The organism is Methylobacterium sp. 1030, from assembly GCF_040544715.1.
Taxonomy (GTDB): Bacteria; Pseudomonadota; Alphaproteobacteria; order Rhizobiales; family Beijerinckiaceae; genus Methylobacterium.
In genome coordinates, this window is the sequence record NZ_JBEPKM010000012.1 from 96539 (window position 1) to 112442 (window position 15904).

12 protein-coding genes are annotated in these 15904 nt (G+C 72.1%); 7 read left to right on the top strand and 5 right to left on the bottom strand.

Annotation, left to right across the window (positions count from 1 at the left end; all coding sequences use genetic code 11):
- Positions 1-196: 196 nt before the first annotated feature.
- Positions 197-1489, bottom strand: coding sequence for an NAD(P)/FAD-dependent oxidoreductase (locus ABIC30_RS18710; RefSeq protein WP_354455923.1), 1293 nt, complete (start codon positions 1487-1489; stop codon positions 197-199).
- A 662-nt stretch (positions 1490-2151) separates the two neighbouring features.
- Between ABIC30_RS18710 and ABIC30_RS18715 the strand changes: the two genes are divergently transcribed.
- The 3 genes from ABIC30_RS18715 (at position 2152) to ABIC30_RS18725 (ending at position 4788) form a co-directional block, all read left to right on the top strand.
- A complete protein-coding gene (locus ABIC30_RS18715; RefSeq protein WP_020093082.1) occupies positions 2152-3132 on the top strand; it encodes an aliphatic sulfonate ABC transporter substrate-binding protein in 981 nt (326 codons plus the stop codon).
- 8 nt (positions 3133-3140) lie between these two features.
- Entirely contained in the window at positions 3141-3920 is a 780-nt protein-coding gene (locus ABIC30_RS18720; protein WP_354455924.1) for an ABC transporter permease, read from the top strand.
- 85 nt (positions 3921-4005) lie between these two features.
- A complete protein-coding gene (locus ABIC30_RS18725) occupies positions 4006-4788 on the top strand; it encodes an ABC transporter ATP-binding protein (RefSeq protein ID WP_354455925.1) in 783 nt (260 codons plus the stop codon).
- Between the two features lie 21 nt (positions 4789-4809).
- Here the strand turns inward: ABIC30_RS18725 and ABIC30_RS18730 are convergent, their stop codons facing one another.
- The 3 genes from ABIC30_RS18730 to ABIC30_RS18740 form a co-directional block, all read right to left on the bottom strand.
- Positions 4810-7977 carry an efflux RND transporter permease subunit gene (locus tag ABIC30_RS18730; protein ID WP_354455926.1) on the bottom strand — a complete coding sequence of 1056 codons (3168 nt, stop codon included), beginning with the start codon at positions 7975-7977 and terminating at the stop codon, positions 4810-4812.
- The gene (locus ABIC30_RS18735) at positions 7970-9079 is read right to left on the bottom strand and encodes an efflux RND transporter periplasmic adaptor subunit (RefSeq protein WP_354455927.1); all 1110 of its coding nucleotides are present in this window, start codon (positions 9077-9079) and stop codon (positions 7970-7972) included. The genes ABIC30_RS18730 and ABIC30_RS18735 overlap by 8 nt, the downstream gene beginning before the upstream one ends.
- Before the next feature lie 192 nt (positions 9080-9271).
- Positions 9272-9670, bottom strand: coding sequence for a hypothetical protein (locus ABIC30_RS18740; protein ID WP_020093077.1), 399 nt, complete (start codon positions 9668-9670; stop codon positions 9272-9274).
- 566 nt (positions 9671-10236) lie between these two features.
- Here ABIC30_RS18740 and ABIC30_RS18745 point away from each other — a divergent pair.
- From ABIC30_RS18745 to ABIC30_RS18760, 4 genes are all read left to right on the top strand, one after another.
- Positions 10237-11442, top strand: a complete 1206-nt coding sequence (locus tag ABIC30_RS18745; RefSeq protein ID WP_020093076.1) for an O-antigen ligase family protein — start codon at positions 10237-10239, stop codon at positions 11440-11442.
- 128 nt (positions 11443-11570) lie between these two features.
- Positions 11571-12323, top strand: coding sequence for a glycosyltransferase family 25 protein (locus ABIC30_RS18750; RefSeq protein WP_020093075.1), 753 nt, complete (start codon positions 11571-11573; stop codon positions 12321-12323).
- A 300-nt stretch (positions 12324-12623) separates the two neighbouring features.
- Positions 12624-14303 (top strand): hypothetical protein, encoded by a 1680-nt coding sequence (locus ABIC30_RS18755; RefSeq protein ID WP_020093074.1) that lies wholly within the window; start codon positions 12624-12626, stop codon positions 14301-14303.
- Positions 14300-14713 carry a DCC1-like thiol-disulfide oxidoreductase family protein gene (locus ABIC30_RS18760; protein ID WP_020093073.1) on the top strand — a complete coding sequence of 138 codons (414 nt, stop codon included), beginning with the start codon at positions 14300-14302 and terminating at the stop codon, positions 14711-14713. The genes ABIC30_RS18755 and ABIC30_RS18760 overlap by 4 nt, the downstream gene beginning before the upstream one ends.
- 42 nt (positions 14714-14755) lie before the next feature.
- Here ABIC30_RS18760 and ABIC30_RS18765 read toward each other — a convergent pair whose 3' ends face one another.
- The gene (locus tag ABIC30_RS18765; RefSeq protein WP_026604916.1) at positions 14756-15682 is read right to left on the bottom strand and encodes a glycosyltransferase family 2 protein; all 927 of its coding nucleotides are present in this window, start codon (positions 15680-15682) and stop codon (positions 14756-14758) included.
- Positions 15683-15904: the final 222 nt, after the last annotated feature.

The window sequence follows — 15904 nt, forward strand, 5'->3', positions numbered from 1 at the left end:
GGGTGGTTAATCGGCGGCGCGGCGGCGCCAATCCCGGACAGTTCGTGGCGGCCCGATCAGTCTCGGCAGGCCCGGACGGGAAGGCTCGACAATCTTCCGCCGGTTCGGTTCCAGTTTCCGAGGCACTTCGAGCGGTTTCGGCAGGATATCGACCGCCGACGACCGGACTCCCGGACCGGCCGCGATCGGGCCGACGTCATCGCGCGGCCTGCGTCGCGGGCGCGGCCTGGATGATCGGCGCGGCCGCGGCCAGGATGGACGCGGCGTCGCGGTCGAGGGGCGGATAGATGCGCGTGCCGTTGATGATCCGCTTCGTCGCCTTCGCGGCGGCGCCCGACGAGACCAGCGTGCCGCGATCCCAGCCGGCGGTGTAGACCGCCCCCCAGGCGCCCAGATCCAGCACGGTGACGTAGTCGGGCGCGGCGAAGCGCAGCCGCCGCTCCGGCCGGCCGGCGAGATCGCAGACGGCGTTGAAACCCGCGAACCGACCCATCGGCCGGGCGTGCTGGCACGACATCACCGTGCGATGACCGGCATCGTCCGCCGCAGCCGAGGCGATGTCGCCGGCCGCGTAGACGCCAGCGAGCCCCTGGACGGCCAGGAAGGCGTCGACGGGCAGGCGCCCGAGCGGGTCGAGGGGGAGGCCGAGCGTGCCGCCTAGCGGGCTCGCCCGCATGCCGGTGGCGCAGACACTCGTCCACGCCGGCAGGCGCGTCCCGTCCGCCAGCGTTACCCCGGCGCGATCGACCGCACCGACCCGCGCACCGCCGATGCAGGTCACGCCGGCATCGCGCAAGGCCTCGCGGATCCCCGGCAGGGCCGCCGCGCCCATGGCGCTCCCGACCTCGCGCGCGTGATCGATCAGGATGGTCCGCACCGGACCCGTGGCCCCGGCCCGGTCCCTGGCAGCGGCGAGCCGGGCGGGCAGCTCGCAGGCGAGTTCCAGTCCCACCAGGCCGCCGCCGATGACGACGGCGGTCCAGCGGCCAGCCTCATCCGGCCCGCCCGCGTCACCGAGACGATCGAGATGCGCCGCGAGGGCCTGGGCCCCCGCGAAGGTGTCGACATCGAAGGCGCCCGCGATCCCCGGGATCTCGGGACGCCACAGCAGGCTTCCGGCGGCGAGGATGAGGCGGTCGTACGCCAGCGTCTCGACGACGCCCGACGACGCGGCAGACGACGCGGCAGACGACGCGGCGGACGACGCCGCGGACTCGACCGTGACCGTGCGCGCCGCGGGGTCGATGTCGATCGCGCGCGCCTCGCGGCGTTCCACGCCGATCGGCCCGAGAACGTCGTCGAGGGGCACGCGCAGGGCGCCGAGATCGGCCTCGTAGCAGCGGACCCGGATGACGTGGAACGGGTCCGGCGCGATCACCGTGACCGCGACGCGGTCGCCGAGGCCGAACTCGGTCCGGGCGCGCGCCGCGGCGGCGGCGGCCCACAGACCGGCGAAGCCGCCGCCGATCACGACGATTCTCGAGACCATGACAGAGTTCCCCCCGTGCCGGAGACATCGAACTCTGCACGTCGCTCGGCGATGCGGCAACGGTTACAGTCCTGGCGCGGGCGCGGATCGCTTCCGACAGTCGAGCGCCGGCGGTTCAACCGTCGTGGCAGCCGCCACCCTGGCACGCCTTCGGGCGCCGGAAGGACCCGTCAGCCCGAAGCCGCGGTCTCACGTGAGTGCGGGCCGCGCGGCTCCAGCGTGGCCGCGGCGCGGCCCGGGAGGACAGACGCCGCTCCTCGCGCGCGCGGACGCGTAATTTCTTCTCGTCCTGGGTCGGCCGACCGAAAATTCTTGCTTCGACGCCGCGAAGTAGAGAAAGCCCTTTTGTTGACTCCGCGACCGGCCGACAGGATCTTGTATTCACAGTCACGCCGAGGGCCGCGCAGGTACGATGAAGACGCAGGGGCGGACCGGGCGTGATCCCGCAGCCGGGGGATGTGTCGGCGCGGATCGCGCGATCGGGGCGGTCCCGGGTCTCGGACGCGCCGGATGCGCCCGGCCGATCGTCTCGCCGACGGCGCCGCGCCCCTGAACCCAGCCGCCCGGACGAGACCGCTCGGGACCGCGCCGCGGCGCGGATCCCCTGCCCCGCGCCGGCCCCGCACCCCGCCCTCCGTTTCGCCACGACATCAGGCCCGACCATGCGCTCCACCCGCCGATCCCTCCTGGCCGCCGGCCTCGCCCTGGCCTGCCTCGGCGCGCTCGCGCCGCGCGAGGCCCGCGCCGACGACCCGAAGGAGATCCGCCTGGACTGGGCGACCTACAACCCGGTCGGCCTGCTCCTGAAGGAGAAGGGCTTCCTGGAGGAGGCGCTGGCGCCGCGCGGCATCAAGGTCCGCTGGGTCCAGTCGCTCGGCTCCAACAAGGCCCTCGAGTTCCTGAACGCCGGCGCCATCGATTTCGGGTCGGCGGCCGGCGCGGCGGCCCTCGTGGCGCGCATCAACGGCAACCCGATCAAGGCGATCTACGCCTACTCGCGCCCCGAATGGACGGCGCTCGTGACCCGCAAGGACAGCGGCATCACCAAGCCCGCCGACCTGAAGGGCAAGCGCGTCGCCGTCACCCGGGGCACCGATCCGCACATCTTCCTGATCCGCGCGCTCCAGGGCGCCGGCCTCACCGAGCGCGACGCCAAGCTCGTGCTGCTGCAGCACGCGGACGGGCGGACCGCCCTCGACCGCGGCGACGTCGATGCCTGGGCCGGCCTCGACCCGATGATGGCGGCGGCCGAGATCGAGAACGGCGACGTGCTGGTCTACCGCGACGCCGCGGCGAACACCTGGGGCCTGCTCGACGTCCGGGAGGACTTCGCCACCGCCCATCCCGACCTCGTCCGGACGGTGATCGCGGCCTACGAGCGGGCGCGCGCCTACGCGCTGGCCAACCCGCAGGCGCTCGCAGCGGCCCTCGTGGCGGCCACCAAGCTGCCCGAGCCGGTGATCGCCCGGCAGCTCGAGCGGACCGACCTCTCCCAACCGGCGATCGGCCCGGCCCAGGCGCAGTCGATCAAGGCGGCCGGCACCGCCCTGCAGCAGGCCGGGATCATCCCGGCGGGCACCGACGTGTCCGCCGCCGTCGACGGGCTGCTCGACACGCGCTTCAATCCCGTCGCCGGACAGTGAGCGGCCGCGTGCCGCTTCTGCGGCGGGGCGGTCGCGCCGGCCTGGGTCTGCTGCTGCCGCTCGTCCTGGCGATCGGCTGGGAGATCGCGGTCGCGAGCGGCGCGGGGTCGGGGCGGCTGCTCCCGCCGCCGAGCCGGATCGCCGCGACCCTCTGGGCCCTGGCCGTCTCGGGCGATCTCTGGATGCATGTCGAGGCGACCCTCGTGCGGGTCGGCCTCGGCTTCCTCTGCGGCGCGGCGGCCGGGATCCTGGCCGGCGCCCTCGTGGCCACGGTCCCGCCGCTGCGCTGGCTCCTCGACCCGAGCCTGCAGGCGCTGCGGGCCGTCCCGTCGCTCGCCTGGGTGCCGCTCTTCATCCTGTGGTTCGGCATCCTGGAGACGCCGAAGGTCCTCTTGATCGCCGTGGGGGTGTTCTTCCCGGTCTATGTCGGCGTCTCGGGCGCGATCGCCTCGGTCGACCGCAAGCTGGTCGAGGTCGGCCGGATCTTCCGCCTGTCCCGCCTCGCCCTCGCCCGCCGGATCCTGCTGCCGGCCGTGCTGCCGGCGACCCTGGTGGGCCTGCGCACGGGGCTCGGCCTCGGCTTCCTGTTCGTCGTGGCGGCGGAGCTGATGGGCGCCTCGGAGGGGCTCGGCTACCTGCTGGTGGACGGCCAGCAGTTCAGCAAGCCCGATCAGATCGTGGCGGCGATCATCGCCTTCGCCCTCGTCGGCAAGGCGGCCGACATGGCCCTGGTCACGCTGACAGCTCCCCTGACCCGGTGGCAGGATACCGTGCGGGACAGCCTGTGACCGCGTCTCCGGCCCGGACGCGCGCCGCGGACCGGGAGGCCGCCCCGCGCCGCGATCCCCACGCCACGCCCGCCGAGAGACGCCCGTGCTGACCGTCGACGACCTCTCCAAGACCTACGCGGACGGCACGCAGGCGCTCGCGGGCATCGACCTGTCGGTCGAGCAGGGCGAGATCGTCGCGCTGATCGGCGGCTCGGGCTGCGGGAAGACGACCCTGCTCCGGCTGATCGCGGGGCTCGACCACGCGAGCGCGGGCGCCGTCGCGGTCGACGGCGAGACGATCCGCGCGCCCCATCCGAGCGTGGGCGTCGTCTTCCAGGAGCCGCGCCTGCTTCCCTGGCTCGACGTGGCCGGCAATGTCGGCTTCGGCCTCGCCGACCTGTCCCGGTCCGAGCGCCGCGCCCGCGTCGCCCACGCCCTGGAGCGCGTCGGGCTCGCCGAGCACGGCGGTCGCTGGCCGCGGGAGCTGTCCGGTGGCCAGCAGCAGCGCGTGGCGATCGCCCGCGCCTTCGTGGCGCGGCCGCGGGTGCTGCTCCTCGACGAGCCGTTCTCGGCCCTCGACGCCTTCACCCGCAAGGGGCTGCACGACCAGCTCCTCGGTCTCTGGGCCGAGTCGAAGCCGACGATCCTGATCGTCACGCACGATGTCGGGGAGGCCGTCACCCTGGCCGACCGGGTGGTGGTGATGCGCCCGCGGCCCGGGCGCCTCGACGAGACCGTCCCGGTCGCGCTCGCCCGGCCGCGCGAACCGGTGGCGGCGACCTACGAGGAGGCCGTGCGCCGCGTGCTCGCCGCCCTCGACCACTCCCTGCGCCCCGCGGCGAGCAGCCGGCCGCCCGCGCCCGAGACCCGCGCGAGCTGGTGGTAGGGCCGCCGGCGAACCGCGACCTCAGGACCCGACCGCGGTCAGTTCCAGATCCGCGGGGTCCGCGCGCCGGAACCGGGCGTAGCGCAGCGCCATCACCGGCAGGACCAGCAGGTTCAGCACCGTCGAGGTGATCAGGCCGCCGAGGATCACGAGGGCCATCGGGCCCTCGATCTCGCGGCCGGGTTCCCCGGCACCGAGCGCCAGCGGCAGCAGGCCGAGGCCCGTCACCAGGGACGTCATCAGGATCGGCACCATCCGGTCCGCGGCGCCCGCCGCCGCCGTGGCGGCGTCCCAGGCGCGCCCGTCCCGGGTGACCATCTGCTCGTAATGGGCGATCAGCATCACGCTGTTGCGCAGCGAGATGCCCGACAGGGTCACGAAGCCGACGATCGAACCCAGCGACAGCACCCCGCCGGTGAGCGCCACGGCCGCGACGCCGCCCACGAAGGCGAAGGGCAGGTTGACGAGGACGAGGAGCAGGTTCGCCGCCGAGCCGGTGACGATCGCCAGCAGGACCACGATGCCGAAGCCGGCCATCCCGGCATGGACCAGCAGGTCGCGGCGGGCGGCCGCCTGCGCCTCGGCGGCCCCCGAGAAGGTCACGTAGACCCCCTCCGGCAGCCGCACCTCGCGGGCGATCTTGCGCTTGGCCGCCGCCACGAAGCCCGCGACGTCGCGGTCGGCGACGTTGGCGGTCACCGCCTGCACCCGCTGCGCGCCGAGATGCTGGACCTGGTAGCGGCCGGCGCTCTCGTAGACGTCGGCGACCTGCGACAGCCGGACGTAGCGCCCGCCCGGCGTCCGCAGGGGCAGGTCGCCCACCGCGCTGAGGCGGTCCCGCACGCGGGCGTCGAGGATCACCAGCACGTTGAACACGGCGTTGCCGCGATAGGTCTGGCCGACCGTGTCGCCCTGGTAGGCGGTGCGCACGGCCTCCAGCACCTCCACGGGGTCGAGCCCCCAGTGCCGCAGATCCACCGGCCGCAGCGCCACCGTGACCTGCGGCAGCCCGGCCGGCGAGGCCTGCTGGACGTCCCGGGCGCCCTTCACCTCCGAGAGCTCCTGCGCCACCGAGCGGGCGGCCGCCTCGATCCGGTCGAGGTCGCTGCCGACCACGTTGACCACGACCGGCGCGGTGAAGCCCGAGACCGTCTCCTCGATGCGCTCGGTGAGGAAGGTCTTGAGCGAGAAGGCGGCCCCCGGGAAGCCGGCGATCAGCTGCCGGATGGCGCCCTCGACCCGGCGCTGGGCGGCGCCGTCGAGCCCGGGCTCGAGATCGATGTGGATCTCGCTGTAGTGCGGCCCGGCGGTGTCCTCGGCGGCCTCGGCCCGGCCGATCTGCGCCGCCACGGCGCGCACCCCGGGGATCTCCTTCAGGTCGCCGGTGATCAGCGTCCCGAGCCGCTCTGATTCCTGCAGCGCGGTGCCGGGGATGGCGACCATGTGCAGGATCATGTGCCCCTCCTTCAGGTCGGGGAGGAACACCGCGCCGAGGGTCGGCAGGACGGCGGCGCCCGCGAGGGTGACCAGCAGGGCGCCCGCCATGGCGACCCGCGGCACCCGCCCGATCCCGGCGAGCAGCCGCAGGTAGGCGGCGCGGCTCCAGCGCACCACGGGCGGATCGGGCGGCGCGGCGCCGGCGTCGCGCCCCATCCGGCCCCCGAGGAGCAGGAGCGCCAGGGCCGGCGTGACCGTGAGCGCCACGAGGAGCGAGGCGACGACGGCCGCGATGTAGGCGAGCGCCAGCGGCCCGAACAGGCGGCCGGCGACGCCGGTCAGCGCCAGGACCGGCAGGAACATCAGGATCACCGCGAGGGTCGCGTAGGCGACCGAGGTCCGCACCTCCAGCATCGCGGCGAGCACCACGCGCGGCAGGCCGCGGCGTCCGCCCCGCGACTCCCGCAGGCGGCGCGCGACGTTCTCGACGCCGATCACCGCGTCGTCGACGACCTCGCCGATGGCGAGGGCGAGGCCGCCGAGGGTCATCGTGTTGAGGCTCTCGCCCCAGGCCTGGAGGGCGAGGGCGGCGGCGATCAGCGACAGCGGGATCGCCGTGGCGCTGATCAGGGCCGCCCGCCAGTCCGCGAGGAAGACGAGGAGCACGACCACCACCAGCACGCCGCCGAGCGCCAGCGCCTCGATCACGTTGCCGGTGGCCACGTCCACGAAGTTCGCCGGCCGGAACAGGTCGGCCCGCAGGCTCACGCCGTCGCGCTTCAGGACCGGGCGCAGCTCGTCGAGGGCCGCCTCCAGGCGGGCGGTCACGGCGCGGGTGTCGACGCCCACCTGCGCGCCGACCATCAGCAGCACGCCGGGCCTGCCGTCTACGAGGGCCGCGCTGATCGCCGGCTCGGGCGCGGCCGTGACGGTCGCCACGTCGGAGAGCACCACGCTCGCCCCGCCGTCGTTGTGGAGCACGATCTGCCCGAGCGCCTCCGGGGTGAGCGACTGCCCCTCGGTCCGGAGCAGGACGCGCTGGTTCGGCGTGTCGACGAAGCCCGCCCCGCGCACGCCGGTCCCCTTCCGGGCGGCCGTGAGGACGTCGTTGAGGCCGATCTGGAAGCGGATCAGGTCGTCGGGGCGGACCTGGATCTGCAGGGCGCGCACGCCGCCGCCGTAGATCGAGACCTGGGCGATGCCGGGCATCGCCTGGAGCCGCCGCCGCACGGTCCACTCCGCGACCTGGCGCAGATCCATGGCGTCGCGGGTCTCGGAGGTGAGACCCACGAGGAGCACGGTCAGCGTCGAGGAGGTCAACGGGGTCATGGCGGGCGCCGCCACGCCGGCCGGCATGCGGCCGGCGAGCGCCGCCAGGCGCTCGTTGACCCGCTGGCGGATGCGGTCGACGTCGCTGCCGGACCGGAACGCGGCGGTGATCACCGACAGGCCCTGGATCGAGGTGGAGCGCAGGGTCTCCAGGCCCGGCAGGCCGCCGACCGACACCTCCACGGGCTGCGTGACCAGCACCTCGACCTGCTCCGAATCGAGGCCCGGCGCCTCGGTCTGGATGGTCACGGTCGGCGGCGCGAATTCCGGGAACACGTCGTAGCGCGCCCCCGAGAGGGCGTAGAGCCCGAAGACGAGGACGGCGCAGGCGAGGGCCAGGACCACCCTGGGCAGCCGGACGGCGAAACCGACGAGGGCCGCCTGCGGACCGCCGCGACCGGCGGCAGCGGGCGGCTCAATCATCGTCGTCGCCCACGACGCGGATGCGGCTCTTCATCTCCTCGGACAGGAGCGCCTGCGCGCCCCGCAGCACGATCTCGCTGCCATCCGCCAGATCCTCGACCACGAAGGCGTCGGCCGACATCGGCGCGTCCGGCCGCACCGGGTGACGCACGAAGGCGCCGTCGCCGGTCCCGCGATACACCCAGGTGCCACCCTCGCCGTGGACGACGGCGTCCTCCGGCACGAGGACGCCCTTCACCGCGCGCGGCGCCGGCAGGAACGCCATCGTGCTGGTCCCGGGCAGGAGACCGCTGTCGCCGGAGACGAGATAGAAGAAGCTCTGCCCCTGGATCCGCGGATCGGTCCGCGTCGCCGGCGAGACCAGCCGGAGAGCGACCCGCTCGCTCTGCGGCGGCACCTCGGCGAAAGCGGCCTTGGGCGCCTCCGGCAGGGTCTCCCCCGGCGGCAACGTCACCTGCATGAGGAAATCGGCCCGCTCGATCAGGCGCGTCACCAGCGGCGACCGCTCGATGATCGCCTTTCCGAGCACCGGCCCCCATTCCTGGCGCGCCGTCGCCGCGAAGGTGCGCAACTGCGATTCCGCCACCGTGACCGACGCCTGATCGGTCAGGAGCGTGCCCTCGGCGGTCTCGATCTGCGCCACCGCCACCACGCCGGCGCCGAGGGTCCGCGCCCGGCGGGCGGCGCTGGCCGAGACCTCGACCCGGGCGCGGGCCGTCTGGAGCGCCGCCACGGCGCCGGCGTAGCTGTTGGTCAGCTCGGTGATGCGGGCGAGGTCGAGGACGCTGCCGTAGGCGGTCAATTCCTGGGGGTGCAGGACGGCGGGACGCGCCTCGGCGACGAGACCGATCCGGGCGCGCTCGGCCGGCGTCAGCCGGACCAGGGTCCGGCCGTCCTCGATGGCGGTGCGCGGCGCGGGAAGCTGCGCCGCCGCCGACAGGTTCTCTCGCCGCTCGGGAATCAGCGCCGCGACGCGCGCCCGTACCTCGGCGACGATCGGGCCGGCATCGGCCCGGAGGCGCGCGCCCGTCGGCGTGACCGCGAGACCGGCCGCAGCGAGCAGGACCCCTCCGATGAGCAGCAGCGCCCGGCGACCACGCACGTCGCTCTCCTCCCCCGAACCGATTGCCGAATCTACCCGGTTTCGGTGCCAAATACAGCCGAACTCGACCAGCTCAAACTGTCACGCTCGGTTCCGGTCGTGGGTCGGGCCTCGGGGGTGCTCGGGAACGCGAAAGCCCGCCTCGACGGTGCGAGGCGGGCTTCCGGTCTGCTGGGATTATGTCGGTTCGGATCAGCAATCGTTGCCGGAGACCGGGGCGGTCTGCCGATCGGCGGCGGCCTTGTTCATGGCGCCGACCGTGCCGGGCGACGCGGGCTGGTTGCCGCCGGCCAGGTTCGCGGCGGCCGGATCGGTCGAGTTCGACTTGGAGCCGGCGTCCGTCTGCGCCTGACGGTCGGCGGTCTGGTTGGCTCCCACGTTGTTCATGGCACCGACCGTGCCGGGCGACGCGGGCTGGTTGCCGCCAGCGAGATTCTTGCTCGACTTGTCGACGTCGGAGCTCTTGGGATTCGATGCCTGCTGATCGGGGCTGTTCGACTTCGTGGTTCCGGTGTTGCACGGGGCCGCGAGGGCGGGCCCGGCAGCGAGGGCCAGAAGCGCAACCGCGCCGGCCAGATGAGAGACCTTCATCAAACGCTCCTCCAGGATTTATCGATCTCCCAAGTGCCTAATCGTCCCGTGAGTTCCGTCGCGACTGCCCAGATCTTCGATTGAGAGCGGGCCGCACACCGGATTTCGGTGCCCTCAACGTGGAGAAATGTATGAATTCAGACATTGGTGCCGAAGATACCGGGCCGCTCACGTCGCGGCGGCCGATCTTCGGTGCGGCATCTTATCCCACGAGGCCCGGCCGAGCTGTTTCATCGGCCCGGCGGGACCGCGCATCGATCCGGTCGTCACCGAGCGCCGCGCCGCCGCTACCTCGTTTGGTCGAGTTCTTGAGTCCGGGATGCCCGGGATAGCGTCGACTCGCGAGGGGGCGTGTCCGCGGCAGCCTCGAGCGGTGTCAGGCCGCGGGGCGGATGGGACACCGCCTCACCCGGGGCGTCTGAGATCGAGCGATGGCGTTTCCACGACACTTGACGGGCCTCGGACACGGTCCTGCCGGCGGTCTCGCTTGGTCGCCGGGCGGGCCGTACGGAACGGATCACCGCTGGGCCCATTCGGGCGCACCGGGCGATGGCGGGGCCGAGGCCATGCCGCGGCTCGGCGTGGCCGCCGCCGCGTGGATCGTCCTGTTCCTCTTCGCCCCGGTGGTCGGCGAGCAGATCAAGCTGCCGGGCGTCGACAAGGCGATCTGGATCGGCAGCGACCTGATCGCTTTCGCGTTCCTGGTCATGCGCCGCGACCTCGCCGCCACCCTGTTCGGCAGCCGTCTGCTGCTGCTCAGCTGGCCGCTCCTCGCGATCGCGTCCGCCCTGTGGTCCCTCACGCCCGGCCTCTCGGCCTATCACGGGCTCCAGCTGCTCGCGACGATCGTGGCCGGCATCACCCTGCGGACGACGATGGGCCTGTCCCGCCTCGTCAGGATCGTCTTCCTGGGCCTCCTGGCGGGACAGCTCCTGTCGGCCTTTCTCACGGTGGCGGCGCCCGCCCTGACGCGCGGGACGGACGGCAACTGGGCCGGGATCTACTCGCACAAGAACGTCCTCGGATCCCTGTCGAGCCTCCAGATCCTCTGCGCGGCCTGCCTGTTCCTGCAGGGCTGGAACCGTCTCCTGACCGCGTTCGGATTCTGCCTGGCCCTGGCGCTCCTCGTGTCGACGCACTCGGCCACCGCCCTGGTAGCGGCCGCCGCGGGGCTGTTGCCGCTTGCCGCGATCTTCGCGTGGCGCCAGGGAAAGCACGTGACGGGCTTCTGCCTCGGCATCGCCATCGCCCTGGCGGGCGTCGGGATCCTCGTCGTCGCCGCGCGGGGCGCCGACATCTCGGCGAGCGTGCTGTCGGATCTCGGCAAGGACACCACGCTGACCGGCCGCACCATCCTCTGGCAGTTCGGCCTCGACCAGTTCTGGCGGGAGCCGCTCATCGGCATCGGCTACAAGGCCTACTGGGAGAGCCCGCTCACCACGGCCGCCTACCTGCACTTCGTCACGAAGCAGAAGCTGTGGTTCTTCCACAACAATTTCATCGACACGGCCGTAGCGTTCGGGATCGTCGGCCTGGTCCTCTTCACGGCCGCGCTGCTCGACACCGCGCGCCGGGTGATCGCCCATTTCGCGCGCTCCTCCGGCTACGTCGAGGCGTGGCCGATCCTGTTCATGAGCCAGCTCTTCGTCCTGGTCTGTTTCGAGTGCCCGCTCTTCGTCAATCACGGTCTCCACCAACTCCTGCTGGCGGCGATCCTGCCGGTGGTGCGGTCGCCGACCGTCGACGGGAGCGACCCGGCCGCCCGCGATTGAGCTCGCAGGCCGGAGCGCCGTCCGGACCCCGGCGCAGATCCGGACGGCCAGAGCCGGAGGACGCGGTCGGGAAGGATCACGGCCGCCGAACGCGGCCGGCCCGACGGGCCCCATCAGAGGTGACTACGATGTACTGCTTCGGGATCTCCCTGCCCCGGTTCCGCGAACGGCACGCCTACCTATCCCGGCACCTCGCCGAGGTGTGGGGGCCGCGCTGCGAGATCACCGGCTATGAAGGCCCGGTCCCGGATCCGAACGCCCCGTTCCAACCCGACCTGACGGCCGGTCAGATCGGGTGCGCGCTGTCCCACATGAGCGCCTACGAGCGGATGATCGCGCTCGACCTGCCGCACGCGCTCATCGTCGAGGATGACGTCGTTCTGCCGCCGCAGATCCATCAGATCGTGGCCGGCATCGAGGCCGCCCTGCGGCCGGGCGACGTCGTCCTGCTCTTCAATTGGGCCGAGACGGTCGGGCCGTTCAGCTCAGTCGACACCGTCACCATCGGCGAATACCGGTTGTGCCTGCCCATGGACATGAGCAGCCTCGGCACGGCCGCAGCCTACGTGATCACCCGGTCGGCGGCCGAGGGGATCCTGCGGGCCAACCGCCCGGTCGCGGTGACGTCGGACAACTGGGCCTACTTCTTCGAGCGCGGCGCTCTGACATGCGGTCGCGCGCTCGTCCCGAACGCCGTCTCGCGGAAACCTTTCGAATCGACCATCTTCACGTCCCGCTCCAGGATCGCGGCCTTCCTGAAAGGCAACCCGATCCTCAAGCCCCTCTTCGCCGCGCGCCGCCGGGTCCTGGCGGAACGGGTCGCCGCCAAGCTGACATTCGTCGACGAGACCTCACCGCTGGCGGGACAGGCGCCGCGCTGACGCCCGTCCCACCGCGCGCAGCGGCGGGTAGAGCCCGGGGGCCGGGACGGTCGGGGTAGCCGAAAGGCGTAGGGGCGATCGCCCTCTTTGCAGCCTCTCACACCCCCGTGAAGTGCCAAGCTCTCCGGCGAGGCAGGAACCCGGGGCGGCAGGACAGGTCCGCGGCGGGTCCTCCTCGAGACGCCCGCATGACGGCGGACCCCGTTCGGCCGCTGGCCGCCCCGTCAAAGCGGGCCCTTGAGGATGAGAGGTCGTCGCTGCGCGCAGCGGCGGTCGCACCAGCGCGGCGGAAGACAGACGATGAGCAGCACGCTCCCGATCACCGGCCCGGACAAGGCCCTCGACACCGCCCTGCGACGCCTCGTGCGACCAGTGGCGGAGCGGGCGCGCTACTACCTGATCCTGCTCGCGCAGATCGGCGCCCTGCTGGTCCTGCTGAAGATCTCGCACGGCGTCACGGCGATCAACAACTACTACGGCGTGGTGCTGCCCGTGGCGCTGGCCCTCGCGATGACGCGGGTGCGCTTCGCCGCCGCCGATCTCGCGTCGGTCCGGCTGCTGCAGATGATCGGCGTGATCGCGGGCGGCTACGCGCTGATCCACTACCCGCTCTTCCCCGTCATTCTGCCCGGGGCGAAGGCGACCGTCGCCGTCACGGCCATCGCGGCGCTGTGGGTCGCGGCTGTGGCCGGCGGCGTGCTCTGCCTGCGCTGGCCCTCGCTCGCCCTGATCAGCGCCACCTACCTGGTCTGGAGCAAGCAGGCGGTCATCCGGGTGACCGGCCTCTGGCACGGGCACATCATCGACGTGGTGCCGCTCGCGGAGGTGAGCTTCTGCCTCGTCGCGGGCCTGCTGATCGCCCACGGGACGGCGCGTCTGCGCGACTGGCGCGGGCTCGGCGCCGCGGCGCGGTCGGACGTCGCGTCGGCCAGCGCGATGTTCTCGAAAGTGCTGATCGCGGCGGCGATCAGCATCCACCTCGGCAACTACTATTCGTCATTCCTGGCCAAGGTCACGCTCGACGACGGGCCGTTCTCCTGGCTGCTGAACAACGATCCCGGCAAGATCTTCATCGTCGGCCTCGACAACAACCACGTCCCCTACGCCGGCTGGCCCGTGCTGGTGGAGGCGATGCGCACGATCCTGAGCCATTCGAGCGCGCTGACCAACACGCTCATCCTGGTCGGTCAGGGCATCGCCCTGGTGGGGATCCTCATGCCGCGCCGCTGGCTGCTGCTGCTGCTCCTCGGCTTCGACGTGATGCACCTGTCGATCATCGTGCTCATGGGCGCCAACTTCGCCCCCTGGATCATGCTGAACCTCGCCATCGCGGCCGTCGTCGTGAGCCGGCACTACGAGCGGCCCCCGGTCTCGGTCGGGATCCTGTCGGTGCTGTTCATCCTGACCGGCAACACGTTCATGACCCAGGCCTGGCTCGGCTGGTACGACACCCTGGCCAACAACAAGATGTACTTCGAGGCGGTCGACCGGACCGGCCAGCGGCACTACGTGCCGACCAACTTCTTCACCTTCTACTCCTACCCGTTCGCCCACATGGCCTACGGCGCGCCCGACGCGGCGAACGCCTTCGCCCTCGACAACCCGAACGGCGGCACGCAGGTCTTCCGCAAGGTCACGGCCTCGACGACCTGCGACGTTCCCGTCCTGACCGCACCGGACGGCCTGGGTCAGGAATACTCGAAGTCGGAGATCGACGGTCCGGCGCTGGACGCCTACGTCCGGGGCTACCACCGCCTCGTCAGCGCGATCCGCGACAGGACGGGCCTGTTCCCCTACGCGGTCTATCCGCACCACTTCTTCGTCCCGCTCCAGTACGCCGCCGGCTTCGACACCCTCGCCATGGCCGACATCGTCGCCTACGTGTACCGGCGCGAATCCGTCTGCTTCAGCCTGCAGGACGGCGTCCCCGTCCGCCGCGTGGTGTCCGAAGCCGAGCACAGGATCGACCTGACGCCATGACCGCCCCCTCGACCGAGGCCGCCCTGACGGTGGTCTACGACGGCGAATGCCCGTTCTGCTCCAACTACGTGCACCTCATGGCCCTGCGCCGGTCGGTCGGCACCGTCGCCCTGGTGGACGCCCGGAGCGGGGGTCCCCTAGTCGACGAGATCGCGCGGCGCGGGTACGACCTCGACGAGGGCATGGTCGTCCGGCACGGCCCGGACCTCTATTACGGCGCGGACGCCCTCGTCCTGCTGTCGCGCCTCAGCGACGACCGGGGCGCGGCGAGCCGGCTCCTGGCGCGGCTGCTGCGCAGCCCCGGACGCGCGCGGCTTCTCTACCCGGCGATGAAGCTCGGGCGGCGCGTCACGCTCCGGATGCTCGGCCGGACGCGCCTCGCGCGGCCCGGCGGCGCGCCGGCCCGCTGAGCGGGCGGCACTCCCGCGCCTCCCGCCGGCGCGTTCCGCCCCCTAGGCCCGGGCGGGCGGGCGCGTCAGCAGCGTCCGCGCGCTGTGCCAGGCGAAGGCCAGGACGCCGCTCAGATTGGCGGTCACGATGGCGCGCCACGTCAGGCCGAGCTGCGCGTCGAAGCACGGGCCCCCGACCAGTTCGCGGGCGGCGTTGCGGGCGGACCAGTACAGGTGCTTGATCAGCCACGGGCTGCGGCCGATGTGCTTGGCGTAGAGCGCGCCGTTGCCGAACTGGTAGTTCCAGTGCAGCCGGTCGATCGTGCGCGGGTCCCGGCGCCCGTGGAAATGCTTGACGCTCATGTCGGGCACGTACTCGACCGCCACGCCGGCCGCCCAGCCGCGGTAGATGAAGTCCGTGTCCTCCGCCGCGCGGAACGTCGCCCCGGGGCCGAACGCCGCGTCGAACCCGCCGATCCGCTCGATGACGGCCCGGCTGCAGGTCATGTTGCAGCCGTGGACGAAGCCGCCGGGATGAGCCGGGTACGTCAGCCGGCTGGCCAGGGCCTCGGTCTTCGTGGTGAAGTCGATGTCCTGGGTAGATCCCAGCTCGACGCGGCCACCGCGGATGACGCTTTCCGTGTCGCCGGCATAGTGCGCGATCAGATCTCGCAGATACTGGTCCGACACGACGCAATCGTCGTCGATGAACGCGATGATGTCTCCGGACGCGCGCGCGATCGCGGCGTTCCGAGACCCGGCGACACCTGGGCGCGCCTGCGTGAGGAGCAGAACGTCGCGTCGATCGATCGAGATTGACGCGGACCAGCGCTTCAACGCCGCGTCCGTGCCGTCCTCGGACCCGTTATCGACGACGATGATCTCGGCCTCAGCTTCGGGCGCGGCCTCGATCGCGCGGACCACCGAGTCGAGCGTCTGCATAAGGGACGCTACACGGTTGCGAGTACATACGGTGAAGCTGATTTTCATTTGGCATTATTCCATAAATACTGCCAGAATTGCGACCTTCTAAAACGAGTCACAGACAATGTATAGTAATGTTATTGCACTTTCTCGATCCGTGCGCCGTAGGGGCGGCTACGCCTTTTGGATGCGGAACCGAATGTCGTGCAGTTGTGGCGGCGCAATATCCGGCGTCCTCGACGCACAGCGACGGCCGCTTGGATCCTCTGACGGGCTATAGAAAAGTCC